The organism is Allokutzneria sp. A3M-2-11 16 (assembly GCF_024213555.1).
GTDB lineage: Bacteria > Actinomycetota > Actinomycetes > Mycobacteriales > Pseudonocardiaceae > Allokutzneria.
In genome coordinates this window covers 1,992,816-2,006,979 of record NZ_JANAVO010000001.1, presented here as the reverse complement: position 1 = coordinate 2,006,979, position 14,164 = coordinate 1,992,816, and the positions used below count along the sequence as shown (strand labels likewise).

At 68.5% G+C, this 14,164-nt stretch carries 16 protein-coding genes; 9 read left to right on the top strand and 7 right to left on the bottom strand.

Annotated features, from left to right (window positions below; genetic code table 11):
* Position 1: 1 nt before the first annotated feature.
* Both NLX83_RS10005 and NLX83_RS10000 read right to left on the bottom strand, forming a co-directional pair.
* Positions 2-1,459 (bottom strand): chitinase, encoded by a 1,458-nt coding sequence (locus tag NLX83_RS10005; protein WP_254234549.1) that lies wholly within the window; start codon positions 1,457-1,459, stop codon positions 2-4.
* Positions 1,460-1,542: 83 nt separating this feature from the next.
* Complete coding sequence (locus NLX83_RS10000; RefSeq protein WP_254234548.1) at positions 1,543-1,950, bottom strand: NUDIX hydrolase; 408 nt, start codon at positions 1,948-1,950, stop codon at positions 1,543-1,545.
* Between the two features lie 25 nt (positions 1,951-1,975).
* Here NLX83_RS10000 and NLX83_RS09995 point away from each other — a divergent pair, with 25 nt between their 5' ends.
* The 3 genes from NLX83_RS09995 (at position 1,976) to NLX83_RS09985 (ending at position 4,302) form a co-directional block, all read left to right on the top strand.
* Positions 1,976-2,755: an alpha/beta fold hydrolase gene (locus NLX83_RS09995; RefSeq protein ID WP_254234547.1), complete on the top strand. Its 780-nt coding sequence runs from the start codon at positions 1,976-1,978 to the stop codon at positions 2,753-2,755.
* A 162-nt stretch (positions 2,756-2,917) separates the two neighbouring features.
* Positions 2,918-3,526 (top strand): lytic polysaccharide monooxygenase auxiliary activity family 9 protein, encoded by a 609-nt coding sequence (locus tag NLX83_RS09990; RefSeq protein WP_254234546.1) that lies wholly within the window; start codon positions 2,918-2,920, stop codon positions 3,524-3,526.
* 152 nt (positions 3,527-3,678) lie between these two features.
* Positions 3,679-4,302, top strand: coding sequence for a LysE family transporter (locus NLX83_RS09985; RefSeq protein ID WP_254234545.1), 624 nt, complete (start codon positions 3,679-3,681; stop codon positions 4,300-4,302).
* Position 4,303: 1 nt separating this feature from the next.
* Here the strand turns inward: NLX83_RS09985 and NLX83_RS09980 are convergent, their stop codons facing one another.
* A complete protein-coding gene (locus tag NLX83_RS09980; protein WP_254234544.1) occupies positions 4,304-5,206 on the bottom strand; it encodes a phosphotransferase in 903 nt (300 codons plus the stop codon).
* A gap of 98 nt (positions 5,207-5,304) precedes the next feature.
* Between NLX83_RS09980 and NLX83_RS09975 the strand changes: the two genes are divergently transcribed.
* On the top strand, positions 5,305-5,985 hold the full coding sequence (locus NLX83_RS09975) for an alpha/beta fold hydrolase (protein WP_254234543.1): 681 nt from the start codon (positions 5,305-5,307) through the stop codon (positions 5,983-5,985).
* 44 nt (positions 5,986-6,029) lie between these two features.
* On the opposite strand, the gene NLX83_RS09970 is transcribed toward NLX83_RS09975, so the two are convergent.
* The 3 genes from NLX83_RS09970 to NLX83_RS09960 form a co-directional block, all read right to left on the bottom strand.
* On the bottom strand, positions 6,030-7,064 hold the full coding sequence (locus NLX83_RS09970) for a hypothetical protein (protein ID WP_254234542.1): 1,035 nt from the start codon (positions 7,062-7,064) through the stop codon (positions 6,030-6,032).
* 72 nt (positions 7,065-7,136) lie between these two features.
* Positions 7,137-7,655, bottom strand: coding sequence for a type II toxin-antitoxin system RelE family toxin (locus NLX83_RS09965; RefSeq protein WP_254234541.1), 519 nt, complete (start codon positions 7,653-7,655; stop codon positions 7,137-7,139).
* Positions 7,656-7,967: a type II toxin-antitoxin system prevent-host-death family antitoxin gene (locus NLX83_RS09960; protein ID WP_254234540.1), complete on the bottom strand. Its 312-nt coding sequence runs from the start codon at positions 7,965-7,967 to the stop codon at positions 7,656-7,658. It abuts the gene before it with no gap.
* A 257-nt stretch (positions 7,968-8,224) separates the two neighbouring features.
* On the opposite strand from NLX83_RS09960, the gene NLX83_RS09955 reads away from it, so the two are divergent.
* The gene (locus NLX83_RS09955; RefSeq protein WP_254234539.1) at positions 8,225-8,512 is read left to right on the top strand and encodes a type II toxin-antitoxin system Phd/YefM family antitoxin; all 288 of its coding nucleotides are present in this window, start codon (positions 8,225-8,227) and stop codon (positions 8,510-8,512) included.
* A gap of 43 nt (positions 8,513-8,555) precedes the next feature.
* Here NLX83_RS09955 and msrA read toward each other — a convergent pair whose 3' ends face one another.
* Complete coding sequence (gene msrA, locus NLX83_RS09950; protein ID WP_254234538.1) at positions 8,556-9,143, bottom strand: peptide-methionine (S)-S-oxide reductase MsrA; 588 nt, start codon at positions 9,141-9,143, stop codon at positions 8,556-8,558.
* 51 nt (positions 9,144-9,194) lie between these two features.
* Here msrA and NLX83_RS09945 point away from each other — a divergent pair, with 51 nt between their 5' ends.
* The 4 genes from NLX83_RS09945 to NLX83_RS09930 are packed head-to-tail and all read left to right on the top strand — an operon-like array spanning position 9,195 to position 14,160.
* The gene (locus tag NLX83_RS09945; RefSeq protein ID WP_254234537.1) at positions 9,195-10,142 is read left to right on the top strand and encodes a glycosyltransferase family 2 protein; all 948 of its coding nucleotides are present in this window, start codon (positions 9,195-9,197) and stop codon (positions 10,140-10,142) included.
* Positions 10,105-11,736, top strand: coding sequence for a hypothetical protein (locus NLX83_RS09940; protein ID WP_254234536.1), 1,632 nt, complete (start codon positions 10,105-10,107; stop codon positions 11,734-11,736). The genes NLX83_RS09945 and NLX83_RS09940 overlap by 38 nt, the downstream gene beginning before the upstream one ends.
* Positions 11,736-12,608 (top strand): hypothetical protein, encoded by an 873-nt coding sequence (locus NLX83_RS09935; protein ID WP_254234535.1) that lies wholly within the window; start codon positions 11,736-11,738, stop codon positions 12,606-12,608. Before NLX83_RS09940 ends, NLX83_RS09935 begins: the two co-directional genes overlap by 1 nt.
* Positions 12,601-14,160, top strand: a complete 1,560-nt coding sequence (locus tag NLX83_RS09930; RefSeq protein WP_254234534.1) for a hypothetical protein — start codon at positions 12,601-12,603, stop codon at positions 14,158-14,160. The genes NLX83_RS09935 and NLX83_RS09930 overlap by 8 nt, the downstream gene beginning before the upstream one ends.
* Positions 14,161-14,164: the final 4 nt, after the last annotated feature.

The following is a 14,164-nucleotide window of genomic DNA, read 5'->3' as shown; positions in this document are numbered from 1 at the left end:
GTCAGCGGTTGAGGTACGCGTAGTGCTGCTTCGAGAACTCGCCGCCGTTGAACCGGTCCCAGTTGATCGACCAGCTCATCAGCCCGCGTAGGCCGGGATAGGTGCCACGAGGCTTGTACGACTCGCAGTTCTGGCCCTTCATCAGGCAGTCGAGGACCTTGTGCACCGCGGCGACCGGCGTGTGCCCGTTGCCCGCGTTGACGCTCGCGGGCAGGCCGAGCGCGACCTGGTCCTGGCGCAGCCCTTGGAAGACGTTGTTCGCGTCGCCGCGCACCGGGAACCCGCCGAGCACCATGTCCCCCATGGCCACGTGGAAGTCCACGCTCGGCATCTGCTTGTACTGGTTGTCCGGGGCCATGATCGGGCCGGAGTTGTACTGCTGGACGTGCAACAGCGTCAGGTCGGCGCGGAGCGCGTGGATCACCGGCAGGTAGGAGCCCGCGCGGTTGTCCGCTCCGCCCTGGCCGCCGTAGTGCTGGTAGCCGAGCTGCACGAAGAAGGTCTCCGGGGCCATGGTGAGCGTGAAACCGCTGCCGTACTTGGCTTTCAGCGTCTTCAGCGCGGAGATCAGGTTGACGATCACCGGCGTCTTCGGGTTCTTGAAGTCGGTGTCGCCCGCGTCAAGGTAGAGCGAGTGCCCTTCGAAGTCGATGTCCAGCCCGTTCAGGCCGTACCTGTCGATGATCGCGCTGACCGAGCGCACGAACGCGTCGCGCCCGGCCGTCGTGGTCAGCTGGACCTGGCCGTTCTGACCGCCGATGGAGATGAGCACCTTCTTGCCCTGCGCCTGCTTCTCCTTGATACCGGCGATGAACTCCGCCTCGCTCTCCACGTTCGGGCACTCGGCGGCCGGGCACAACGAGAAGCGCAGCTCGCCGGAGGTGACCGAGGTGGGCTCGGCGAAGGCGAGCTGGATGACGCCCCACTCGTTGGGCACGTCCTTCATCCGCACGTAGCCGGACCCGTTGGCGAAGCTCGTGTGCAGGTAGCCGACCAGCAGCTTGTCGCCCGCGGGCGGCTGCACGACCGAAGTCGTGGTCGTGGTCGTCGTGGTCGGCGTTGTGCTGCCCTCACAGGAGTTGCCGTTGATCCGGCAGTTGGCGGGCGTGCCGGTTCCGGTGGCGTTGAAGCCAAAGGTGACGCTGCCGCCGACCGGCACGGCGCCGTTGTACTCGCGGTTGGTGAACGTGTAGCGCCCGTCCTGGTTGGTCTGCAAGGCATCCCAGTACGCGCCGACGCTGCCCTGCGGCAGGTCGAACTCGACCTTCCAGCCGTTCACCGCGCCGCCGGAGTCGTTGCGCACGGTGATCTGCGCGGTGTAGCCGCCGTCCCAGCTGCTCTGCTTGGCGAAGGTCGCGGTCACCGATCCCGCGTACGCCGGGACCACGGCGAGGAACGCCGCGCCCAGCAGCAGGGTTGCCAGCGCGGCAACCCGAGCGAACAGGACTCTCCGAGCCACTTTTCCTCCCACCGACGCACGGGTGCGCACCCTCTGCGGCGGCGGAGTGTTCACATGAGTGGACTAGACCACACCGGGACCTGTCAAGGTCTAGACCACACCAGTCCCTCGGCCAGCATCCGGTCCAGGATCAGGCCGTCTGCCACGGAGAGCTGGTCGCGCTGCGCCGGGCCGATCCAGCGAAGCTCCGCGATCTCCCCGCACGGCGACGGCTCACCGGTGAATCCGGCCGTGTAGCAAGCGGTTCGCACGAGCACCCCTGCCGGGAAGCCGTGCGCCTGCGCCTCGAACACCCCGAAGCACTCCGCGCCCTCGGCCAGCACCGTGACCCCCAGCTCCTCGCGCACCTCGCGCCGCAGAGTGTCCACATCGGACTCTCCGGGCTCGCGCTTGCCGCCGGGGAGGTAGAACACGTCGTTGCCGGAGGAGCGCGCGCCGAGCACCTTCCCTGCGCGGACGTTCAGCCAGGCCACCCGGTCGATGAATCGCACGCGGACCACTGTGCCAGGCTGCGGCATGCCTTTCGCGGAGATCAACGGGCAGCGGGTGCACTACGAGGACAGCGGTGGTGAGGGCCTCGCGCTGGTGTTCTCGCACGGAATCCTCATGGACCACGAGATGTTCGCCGCCCAGCAGGAGTTGGCCCGCGAGTACCGGGTGATCACGTGGGACGCGCGCGGGCACGGGCTGACCGAGTCGGACCGTCTCCCCTTCACCTACTGGGACCTGGCGCGGGACTGCCTCGGTCTGCTCGACCACCTGGAGATCGAGCAGGCGGCGCTGGTCGGCGTCGCGGAGGGCGGGTTCGCGGCGATGCGCACGGCGCTGCTCGCCCCGGACCGGATCGTCGCGCTCGCACTGATCAGCACGCTCGCCGGTGAGGAATCCCCGCGGGCACAGGACTTCTACGGCCGGATGTTCGGCAGGTGGCTCGCCGAGGGCCCGGTCGACGAGCTGACCACGGTCTTCGCCGCGTTGACCATCAACTCCCCCGCCGAGAACGCCCGGTGGGCCGCGAAGTGGCGCGAGCGCGATCGCGAGTTGATCGCCGAGCCCGCCACCTGCCTGTTGGAACGCGACGACATCAGCGAGCGGCTGCGCCAGATCCGTTGTCCCGCAGTCGTCATGTACGGCACCGCCGATCCGCTGTTCGGCGCGCAGGAGGCCGAGGAGCTGAGCGAAGCCCTGCGGTACTGCGTCGGCGTCGTGCCGATCGAGGGCGGCGCGCACGCCTCCCCGCTGACGTGCCCGGACCAGGTCAACGCGGCACTGAGCTACTTCCTCGGCGAGATCTAGGCGAGCGCGGGTTCTCCCGGTCCGATCGGACTGGGCCAGCCGGCCCGAGGTCTAGACCAAAGTGGGCCCCGGACGGCGGACCAGGTTCCCCCGCCCGGCGCTGTCCGCCCCGTCCGGCCGAATGTAACCATCGAATTGCTCCGCCGCCGGAGAGGGGCAGAAATGCTCAGCAAACACTTCAAGCGGGCAGTCGGGGTCGCCCTGTTCGGCCTTATCCCGGTCTCCCTCAGCCTGGTCACCGCAGGCACGGCAAATGCGCACGGATACACCCAGAGCCCGGCGAGCCGCAGTTACAACTGCAAGCTCGGCGTGGTCCAGAACTGCGGCCCGATCCAATGGGAGCCGCAGAGCGTCGAAGGCCCGAAGGGATTCCCGGGCGCTGGTCCCGCGAACGGGAGCCTGTGCAGCGCGGGCAACGCGAGCTTCAAGCAGCTCGACGACCCGCGCGGCGGGAGCTGGCCGGCCCCGACGCTGTCCGGCGGCTCGAACTACCAGTTCACCTGGACGTTCACCGCTCCGCACCGCACGACCAAGTTCCACTACTACATCACCAAGAACGGCTACAACCCGTCGCAGCCGCTGACGAGGGACCAGCTCGAACTGACCCCGTTCGCGACCGTCGACTACGGCGGAAAGCAACCGCCGACGACGTACTCGCACACCGCGCAACTGCCTTCCGGCAAGACCGGCAAGCATTTGATCTACGCGGTGTGGGACGTCCACGACACGGCGAATGCGTTCTACTCCTGCGCCGATGTCAATTTCGGCTGACGGTAATTCGCTTGGCCGGGGTGACGGGCGTGCCGCAGACTTCGCGGCGTGACTGAAACCCGTATGCCTCGCGCGCAGACCTCCGCTCCGGCGGAAGGTGTGCGGCGACAGCAGGCGTCCGCGGGCCTCGGTCACGACCATCCGCGAAGGTCGTGACCGAGGTCCTGGTCGCGGGCCTGCTCGCCGGGTACGGCATCGCCGTCCCGGTGGGCGCCATCGCGGCCTTGATCATGAGTCTGAGCGCCCGGACCTCGTTCCGCGTCGGCGCCGCCGCAGCCCTCGGCGTCGCGGCGGCCGACGGCCTGTTCGCCCTGGTGGCGGTGTTGGGCGGGGCCGCGCTCGCCGGAGTCATCCACCCCGTCGCCGTCCCACTCCGCTGGCTGGCCGTCACTGTCCTCATTGGACTCGCGGTGCGCACGGCGGTGGTGGCGCTGCGCCACTACCGGGCACCGCCCGGCCAGGTCGACGCGCGGCCGACGACGTCCCTGCGGACGTTCTTCGGCTTTCTCGGGCTGACGCTGCTCAACCCGTTGACGATCGTCTACTTCGGGGCACTGGTGCTCGGTCGCCAGGGTGCGGCGGGCCTGGGAGCCTTGGGGGACATGGTGTTCGTGCTGGCGGCGTTCGCCGCGTCCGCCAGCTGGCAGCTGGTCCTCGCCGGGGGCGGAACCGTGCTCGGCCGCCTGCTCACCGGTCAACGCGGCAGGCTGGTCACGGCGCTGGTGTCCAGTGCGGTGATCGCGGGCCTGGCCGTGGACCTGCTGCTCTCCGGCTGACTCAGACAGGAAGGTCGTCCGCCCGGACCTGGGCGAGGCCGATCAGGAACGAGCGCTGGCGCGGAACGTGCCACTCGGAACTGTCGGCCATCGCCCAGGTCCCGAACTCCCACAGCATGTAGTCGATCGCGTCCGGCCACGCCGCCACCTCGGCACCGGTCAGCTCCACGTGTGCCAGGTAGGCGTCGCGGAAGGTGATCCACTCCTCGCTGGTGAAGGGCCTGCCCGGGATGTCCTCCATGTGGAACATCAACGCGGCCAGTGCGAGATCCAGCACGCGCGGCAGGCACTCACCGTTGTCCGGGTCGATGAGCACCGGCCCGTCATCGGTGAAGACGAGGTTGTTGGCCTTGTAGTCCATCGTCGCGTCGACCACCGGCAGCCCGGCGTCGCGGATCGCGGGCAGCGTCGTCCGCTCGAAGCCCTCCCCCAGCGGCCCAAGACGCGCCATGATCGCGTCCAGGTGCTCCGGCGCGTGCTCACCGAACTTCTCGCGCAGTCCGGGCAGGTCCTTCGCCGGCTCGCCGGGCTTGTAGACCGGCCACATGAACGGCCTGAGCTCCGTCCCTCCGACCGCGTGAATGCGTCCGAGCAGATCTCCCGCCGCGGCGATGTCGGCAAGACTTCCGTCGTACCGGCGTCCGTCGATCCACGGGTAGATCACCCAGTTCTTACCGCCCACCACGGCCGCGTCCACCGGCACGACCACCGGAATGCCTTGTGCGTCAAGGCGATGGCACCAGTCGGCAATGCGGTCCGCCGTGCGCTTGAGCACCACCGCCTCGCCATCGCGCTCCGCCCGGAAGACCGGCGACCACTGGTAGCAGGAGTGGGTGCCTTTCGGCCGCACTCCAAGGCGCTCGAACACCTCAGCGACATCGGCAACGGCCGCGAACTCGGTCACCCGGCGAATCCTCAGCGGCCCCGGCGGCGGTCGCAACCCGATTTGCGCTCACCGCGAACCCGGCGCTTTCTGTGATCCGAACGTGCGACGTTGGCCGCATGAGACTGGTTTTCGTGCACGGCGCGTTGGTGACGGACGGCCCATGGTGGTGGAGCCGCATGACGCCACTGCTTTCGCGCCACGGCATCACCAGCGAGGCGGTCGACCTCCCGAGCTGTTCGGCCGCGCTCGGCGACCTCCACGCCGATGTCGCCGCGGTGCGCGCCGTGCTCGCTTCCACCGATGAGCCCGTGCTCCTGTGCGGACATTCCTACGGCGGCATGGTGATCACTTCGGCTGCCGCTGGCCTGCCCCACGTGCGGCACCTGATCTACATCGACTCCTTCCTCCCCGAGGCACACGAGGCGCTGAGCGATTTCGGCAGCTCTCCACATGTGCAGCCCAACGGTGACGGGACCGTGAGCCTTCGGACCTCGTCGCTGCGCGAACTGTTCGCGCACGACTGCGACGACGCCGCTTTCGAGGGCGCGCGGGCGCGGCTGACCCCGCAGTCCGCTGTCGTCTTCGGCCAGACACCCACCGCCGTCGCCTGGCATGACGTGCCGTCGACCTACGTCGTGTGCGCCGAGGACCGCGCCACTTCTCCCGACCTCCAACGCTCGGCAGCTCGCCGCGCCGGGCATGTCGTGGAGCTGCCCGCCGGACACCACCCGTTCCTCTCCCACCCCGAGCTGCTGACCGAGGTGATCGTGTCAATCGCCGAAAAAGTTCAGAACTAGCTGTGTGGGAGCCTCGATGACTTCGGGCCAGCGCGGAGTCCTGGTTACTGAGGGAGCAGTAGGCGGGCGCGGCGGTGGCGCCAGGCGACGCGGGCGTCCAGTTCTCGCAGGAGCGTTGCGTCGGAAACAGCGTGGCGGAGGTTGAAAGCCGCGTCGATGAGGTTCTTGTTCCTGTAGGTCAGCTCGGCGGTGTAGCTGCGAGGCAGCGCGTTCAGGCAATCCGCGACGAGGGATTCGGCGGAGGGCAGTAGGTCGCGAAGTTCGTCGTAGCGCTCGGGTCTCCAGTCGTCGAGCAGGTGCACCACGTCGGCCTTTTCGATTGCGGCAAGAGCGGGATCGACGGTGCCGGTCCGCACACCGTGCTCCCACGCCCACAACGCGAACCGGACCCATTCCCGCCGATCGGGCAGATCCTGCTCGCGAAAAGCGTGGGTGTTCGCCATCAGGCAACGGGACAACCACCAGTCCGGATCGTCGCTGACACGGCTGGCCCGGTCGTCGTCGGAGAGCGGCAACAGCTCCTCCAGCGATCGCATGACCGATTCCCGGCTGTACTTCGCATTGCACCGGTGCCGCTCGGCGGAATGGCGCCAGTACGGCGAGGCGATCTTCTGGACACTGCCGACCACGTCGAACCCGTCTTCGGCGATCAGAACCATGACCTCGACGCCGGACTCGGGCTGGACGTAGGTCTGGTACTCGAACTCCGGCTCGCCGACCGGAACGAGCGTGACACCGCGACGGTCCAGTTCGGCCTTGAGATCGACGAAGAGCAGCGGATGCTTGAACGGGGTCAGCCCGTGGCGGGCCCAAATGGTCCTGCTGACCACACGTGCTGGGACGAAGCCGAGTCGGTGCGTCTGGAAGGTGAAGTGGTGGCCCGAATAGCCACGGCCGTGTGGGCGCTTCGTCCAGAAGATCTCCAGGAAGCCGTAATCGCGCCAGAAGTTCGGATCGAAGAAATTCTCGCCGCAGTTCGAACCGAACACCTCGGAGGCGAGGTCGGGGCCGAGGTGCTCGTCAACGCCGAGCACGGTGCGCGTCTCGACGATGTCGGCGAAGAAGTCAACCTTGGCCATGCGAACGATTCTCATGCGTGCCGGTCAGACAGCCAACTCACTTCCAGGGATGGCGAAGCGGCAGCCCAGTCACTACCGGGGGTTGCTGATGAACGCCGTCCAGAGATCCACCGCTTGTTCGAGGCTGAGCGCAGCGACTTTCTCCGGAGGTACGCCTGCGGTGTGGACCAGGCGCTGAGCAAGCCAGTCCGGCACGGGCTCACCTTGCGGCTCAGGTGCGACAACCACGTCTCCGGCCAGTCGGCCGAGCTTGGCGATCACATCGGCGAGCCGTTGCAGGGCGGGGCTTCGCTCGGCCACGCGGGCAACTCGCGAGGTGGCTTCGGCGTACACCTCGGAATCCGACCTGGCACCGATGCACCAGATCTCACAGATCTCGATCGAGCCGTCATCAGCGAGGCGGTACACGATGCGCCAATGGTTGCGGCCGACCACCAGCTTGCGAAAACCCGTGAGCTTTCCACCGAGGGGATGACCTGCTTCGGGATCGTCCAGCAGGATCAGGATCTTCTTGAGGACCTTGGGCACCACATCCGGACCCAGCCGACGCAGATCGTCAATGGCGGCATCAGTGAAGGCGACTTCGACCATCTACTGCTCGTCGTCCTCCACCGCAGCGAGCGATTCCCGGGTGTGCCCGAAGGCGGCCAGCACGTCGTCCAGCGAAGTGCGGCGTCCTGAGTCGGTCGCGGAGCGGGCGAGGACGAGCGCCAGATCTCGAAGATCAGCCGCAGCTTCCTCCAGTTCAGCCAAGCGCCGAACGCTGACCACGGCGGCCACTGGACGATGGCGGCGCGTCACCACGAGGGCATCGCCGTGCTCGGCATCGGCAACCAGACCGGCTACGCCACGCTTGGTCGCCTCGGTGACCGTGAGCTCATGAGCGTCCTTCAAAGCACCCATGCCCCATCTATACAGAAACCTGTACAGGTTGTCTACCGGCTTGCGCCAAGAGGTTGCCGCGCCACCGACCAGGAGCCGGTCCGAGGTCGCGCTGGAACTCATTGCGGCCTGTCGGCGAGACGAAGCGCTCGTGCCCGAGCTGACCGCGCGCGTCTCGACGATGTCGGCGAAGAAGTCGACCTGGCCATGCGAACGATTCTCACGCGCGCCCGTCAGACAGCCAACTCACTTCCACGGATGCCCACAGGCCATGTCCGATGTACAGCATTCTGTACGTCGAAGGGAGAATGCTGGTGAAGGCTATGAGCTACGCCGAGTCTCACGCGAAGTACGCCGAGACGCTCGACGCCGTGGTCAACGATCGCGAAGAGGTCGTGATCACCCGTGCTGGGCACGAACCAGTCGTGATTGTGTCCCTTGACGACTACCAGTCGCTCAAAGAAGCCGCCTACCTGCTGCGCAGCCTGGAGAACGCGCGTCGTTTGATCACTGCCATCGAGCGCCTGGAGTCCGGTGGCGGAACACGGCACGAGCTTGCGGAATGAAGCTGATTGGGACGATCAATACGGCAGGTGACAGTTGCAGGTCCTACTCGCTGACGCCGAGGCCGACCGGGCAGGAGACGCCGGTGCCGCCGAGGCCGCAGTAGCCGTTCGGGTTCTTGGCCTCGGAGAGGTACTGCTGGTGGTAGCCCTCCGCGTAGTGGAACTCCCGCAGCGGCGCGATCTCGGTGGTGATCGGGCCGTAGCCCGCGGAGGTCAACGACTTCTGGTACTCGTCGCGGCTGGCCTCGACGAGAGCGCGCTGGTCGTCAGACGCGTAGTAGACGGCGGAGCGGTACTGAGAGCCGATGTCGTTGCCCTGGCGCATGCCCTGGGTGGGGTCGTGGCCCTCCCAGAAGACGCGGAGCAGCGCCTCGTAAGAGACCTTGGCGGGGTCGAACACGACGAGCACGACCTCGGCGTGGCCGGTGATACCTGCGCAGACCTGCTCGTAGGTCGGTGAGTCGGTGCGACCGCCCGCGTAACCGACGGCGGTGGACCAGACACCGGGGGTCTGCCAGAACAGCCGCTCGGCGCCCCAGAAACAGCCCATCCCGAAGACGGCGGTGTGCAGCCCTGCGGGGAAGGGCGGCTGGATGGTCCGGTCCGGCCAGACAGCATGAGTCGCAGTCACCCTTCCAGGGTACGCGCGCCGGGACTGCGGTTAACGTGCAGAATCCTCCGCGTGCCGACCCTGTCCGTCCTCGTCCCCGCCAAGGATGAACAGGACACCATCACCGAACTCGTCCGCCAGCTGCACGAGAGCCTCGATCCCCGGTTCGACTGGGAGGTCGTGTTCGTCGACGACGGCAGCGCGGACCGGAGCTGGCAGGTCATGTCGGAGCTGGCCGCGGCGGACGACCGGGTCCGTGCGCTGCGCCTGCGCTGCAACATGGGCAAGGCGGCGGCGCTCGCGGTCGCGATCCGGGAAGCCCGGGGCGATCTGCTGGTGACGATGGACGCGGACCTCCAGGACGACCCGGCGGAGGTGCCGCGGCTCCTCGCGCGCCTTGAGGACGGGACGGACCTGGTCAGCGGGCACAAGAAGGACCGGAAGGACCCGTTGTCGAAGCGGCTGCCGTCCAAGTTCTTCAACACGGTCACGGGGTGGGTGACGGGGCTGCGGCTGCGGGACCACAACTGCGGGCTGAAGGCCGGGCGCCGCGAGGTGTTCACGACGATCCCGATCCACGGTGAGCTGCACCGGTACGTGCCCGCGCTGGCGCACGCGATGGGGTTCCGGGTCGGTGAGGAGCCGGTGCACCACCGGGCGCGCGAGCACGGGCGCTCCAAGTACGGCTTCGAGCGCTACCTGCGCGGTGCGCTGGACCTGCTCACGGTGGTGGCGCTGACCAGGTACGGCCGCAGGCCGGGCCACCTGTTCGGTGGGCTGGGCGCGCTGTCCGGGCTGGTGGGGACCATGATCCTGCTGTACCTGACCGGGGTCTGGGCCTTCACCGACCAGTCGATCGGGACCCGTCCGCTGCTCACCCTCGGCGTGCTGCTGGAGATCCTGGCCGTTCAGCTGGTCGGGCTCGGGCTGATCGCGGAGCTGGTGCTGGCGCGGACCCTGCAGAGCGAGGAAGTAGAGCGATATGTCGTCGATCGCACCACCCCGGGGCCGGACCGCTAGCGCGCTGCTGTTGGTCCTGGCCGCGGTCCCGATCGCGGCGATGCTCTTCGAAGTGCTCCGCGCGCCCCGGCTGCACTTCCTGGACTACTGGTCGGTGTTCGGGCGGATCACCGAGCCGGACGGCGACCTGAACCCGCGCGGCGTGCTGACCTACCAGAACGAGCACCCGATGTTCCTGCCCGGACTCCTGTTCTGGGCGGAGGCGAAGCTCCTCGGCGGCTTCAACCAGGTCCTCGGGTTCATCGATGTCGTGGTGGCCGGGGCGACGGTGTTCCTGATGCGCCGACTGCTGCCTCCGGAGCTCGGCGACACCCGGCGCGCAGCCCTCACTGCCGCGTTCTCGTTCCTGCTGTTCAGCACCAGCGGACTGCACAACTTCGCGTTCGGGTTCAGCGGCACTGGGTGGTTGTCGGCGAACCTCGCGGCCGTGGGGGCGATCCTGCTGACCTTGCGCGGCAAGCACGTCTGGGCGCTCGTCGTCGGGCTTGTCGGTTGTGCCTGTTACGGCACCGCCTTCGCGTTGTGGCCCGCCCTCGCGGTGATCAACTGGCTGCGGCGGCAGCGCGTGCGGTGGGTGGTCACACCGCTCGTCGCGTGCCTGGCGATCGTGGTCGTGTGGGCGTTCACATACGGGCCGAAACCGAGTCTGAACAGGGGAAATCCGCTCGGCCTCGACAGCTACCTGGCCACCGTGGCGGCGACGCTGGGGCAGCTGTGGTCCACCAACATCGACATCGCGACGGGCACGGGAACGGTCACTGCGCTCCTGGTGGCCGGATTCGCGTGGCTGGCGGTGCGGCGACGGCTGGCCACCTCCGAGAACCACCCGCAGACACCGTGGGTCGGAGTCGCCGTCTACGCGGCCGGAGCCGCGACGATGATCAGCGTGGCGCGCGCCGGAGCTGGCCTGACGCCCACGGACACCGGTCGCTACGCGTCCATTCCTGCGCTGGCGTTGTGCGCGGTGCTCGCACTCGTGGTGATCAGCTGGCCGGTGCTGTCGACGGTGCGCGTGGTCGCGCTCGCGATGACGATCGGTTTGACCACCTACGCAATCGGTAGCGCGCAGGCCGCCAACGTGCGGAGCCAGTTCGGCTCGCAACCCCTCTTGGCGGTCGCCATGCGCACGGGAGCCGACGCGGTCGTCACCGAGTTCCGCGCCAAGCCCGACACGGTGCCCGCCGTCAAAGGCATCGGCGCCTATCCCTTCAACGGCGGCTTCACGCTCGGCTGCAAGGGGTTGGAGCTGGGCGGGCGCGTGGACCTCGCCTCCATTCCTGACCTGCCGGAACGCCCAGATGACGCGGGCAACGCGGGCTTTGTCGAGACCCCGGTGCGCGGCGACGCGGTGATCGGCGGGTGGGCGTTCGCCGGGGACAAGCGCGCGGACTGCGTGCTCGTCACCGACCGCCACGGGATGATCAAGGGCGGTGGCCTCGTCGGCATTCCGCGCCCGGAGCTGATGACGGTGCTCGGCGTGGCCGAGTCCCGAGGTGGTTGGCGCGCGGTCGCATCACCGGACCTGGACGGCGGCGTGATCATTGTGTCCACAAAGGACGGTCTGCGGCGGGTGTCGGCCGGAGTGCCCCGCTGATGCGCAAGGCCCTGCCGCAGATCCTGTTCGTGGTGCTCGCCGTGGTTGTCGCGGCGGTCGGTTTCCGTGACCGGATTCCCGAAGTCCTCGCGGGTTTCGAGCGGATCGGCTGGGCGCGCGGGCTGATCGCGACGGTGCTCGCCGGGCTCGGGTTGCTGGCGACCTCGCGGATGTGGGCGGCGGGGCTGACCTCGTTCGGCCATCGACTGACCACTGTGGACACTTGCCGGGTGTTCTTCCCGGCGCAGGTCGGCAAGTACCTGCCGGGCCTGGTGTGGCCGTACGTCGCCCAGGTCCGCTTCGCCGCACGGCACGGGGTCCCCGCGGCGGTCACGCTCGGCGTCGGAGCGCGGTTCCTCGCCGTGCACCTGGTGAGCGGTGTGGTGGTCGGCGCGGCACTGCTGCCCCGCTACAGCGACCTGAGCCTGCTGATCGCGGTGCCTGCGGTGGCGCTGCTGCACCCCAAGGTCCTGACGAGGCTCGTCGCCGCCATGCCCGCCAAGCTCGGGGCCCCGGAGCGGCTGCCGATGACGTGGTCGAGCGTGGGGGCTGCGCTGGCGTGGATGGCGCCCGCGTGGGCCGCCTACGGGCTGAGCGCGTTCGTGCTGGTAACGCCGTTGGCACCGGCGAACGACATGCTCGGCGTGGCGGTGACCTGCACGGGCGCCTTCGCGATCGCGTGGGTCGTCGGGCTCGTGGTGATCATCGCTCCGGCCGGGCTCGGCGCCAGGGAAGCGGTGCTGGTCGCGGCCCTGGCTCCGGTGATCGGTGGGCCCGGAGCCGCCTCGGTGGCGTTGCTGCTGCGGCTGTGCCATACGGTCGCCGATGTCGCGCTGGCCGTGGGATTCACGAGGGGGAACCGAGGTGGGTGACAAGCGTGTCGCGCGCGTGCTGACCGCGGTCGCCGCACTGCCCGTGCTGGTGACGATCTTCGAGGTGCTGCGGTCACCTCGGCTGAACTTCGCTGACTACTGGTGGTTCGTCGAGGGTGCGACGCATCCCGACGGCAGTTTTGACCCGGCGGGCCTGCTGAAGCAGCACAACGGGCATCCGACCTTCATCCCGCGCCTGTTGTTCTGGGCGGAGGCGCGGTACCTGGGCGGCAACAACCACACGCTTGGCCTGCTCACCGTGGTGTTGTCGCTGGTCGTGCTCGTTGTGCTGCACCGAATGCTGCCGAAGGACCTCTCCACCACAAGCCGTTTCGCGCTGACGGCGGCGTTCTCGTTCCTGCTCTTCGGTTCGCGTGAACTGGAGCTGTACGGCGTCGGAGTCACCGGAGCCACCTGGCTGCTGATGGCGGTGCCCGGAGTCCTGGCGCTGCTCTACGCACAACGCGGCCGCACAGTGCTGGCGATGATCGCGGTCGCGGTCGCCTGCGCGTGCTTCGGAGCCGGGTTCGCGTTGTGGCCGGTGATCGCGCTCATCGCGTGGCTGCGCCGGGACGCGCTGTGGCAGATCGTCGCGCCCTTGGTGGTGTTGGTGATCACGGGCGGCGCGTGGGCGCTGACCTTCGAGACCGATTCGTTGCAATCGCCGTATCCGCTCGGCCCGGAGAACTACCTGTCGGTGCTCGCGGGGACGCTCGGGCAGCAGTGGGCGTATCGGTACGCCGACTTCGCGGTCCTGGCCGGAGCGGTGATCGGGGTGCTGCTGTTCTGGCTGATCGCGGTGGTGCTCAAGCGCCGTGACGCCGAGAACGCGGCGTGGGTCGGGCTCGGCCTCTGGGGCGTGCTGATCGGCGCGATGATCGCGATCACCCGCGTCGGGTCCGGTGTGGACGTGGCGCTGGCCGGGCGGTTCGCCCTCGCGCCGATGCTGGCCACGGCGGCGCTCCTCGTGCTCCTCGCGGTGCACCGGCCGGGTCTGCCCGTGCTCGCGGGCTCGCTCGTGGTGTGCGTGGCGACCTACGCGCTCGGCACCCACCTGGCGACGGCGGTCCGCAACCTGTACTTCGACCAGCGCGTCCTTGAGGTCGCCATGCGTGTCGGCGCCGACAGGACGATCGCGGAGCTCCAGTCCACTCCGGACGTGGTGAGCCGCCTCAAGGGCATGCGCAGCTACCCGTTCACCGACGCGTTCGGCATCGGTTGCGGCACGGAGCTCGGCGCGAAGGTCGGTGCGCTGCGCGAACTCACCACGGGGGCGGTCGATTCGGGGCCGATCACCGGGGATGCCAAGATCTCTGGCTGGGCCATGGTGGACGGCAAGCCGGTCGACTGTGTTCTTGTGGTGGACGGAGCCGGAATCGTGCAGGGTGGTGGCGCCGTCGGCATGCCGCGCCCCGACCTGCAGGGCGCGCTCCAGACCAGACAGGCCCGGCTCGGCTGGCGGGCGGTGGCGATCCCGGGGATCGCGGGCGCCTCGGTCGTCGTCGGATCGGGTGGCGTGCTGTACCGGTTGCCCACGGTGCGGGACGCCTGACGGA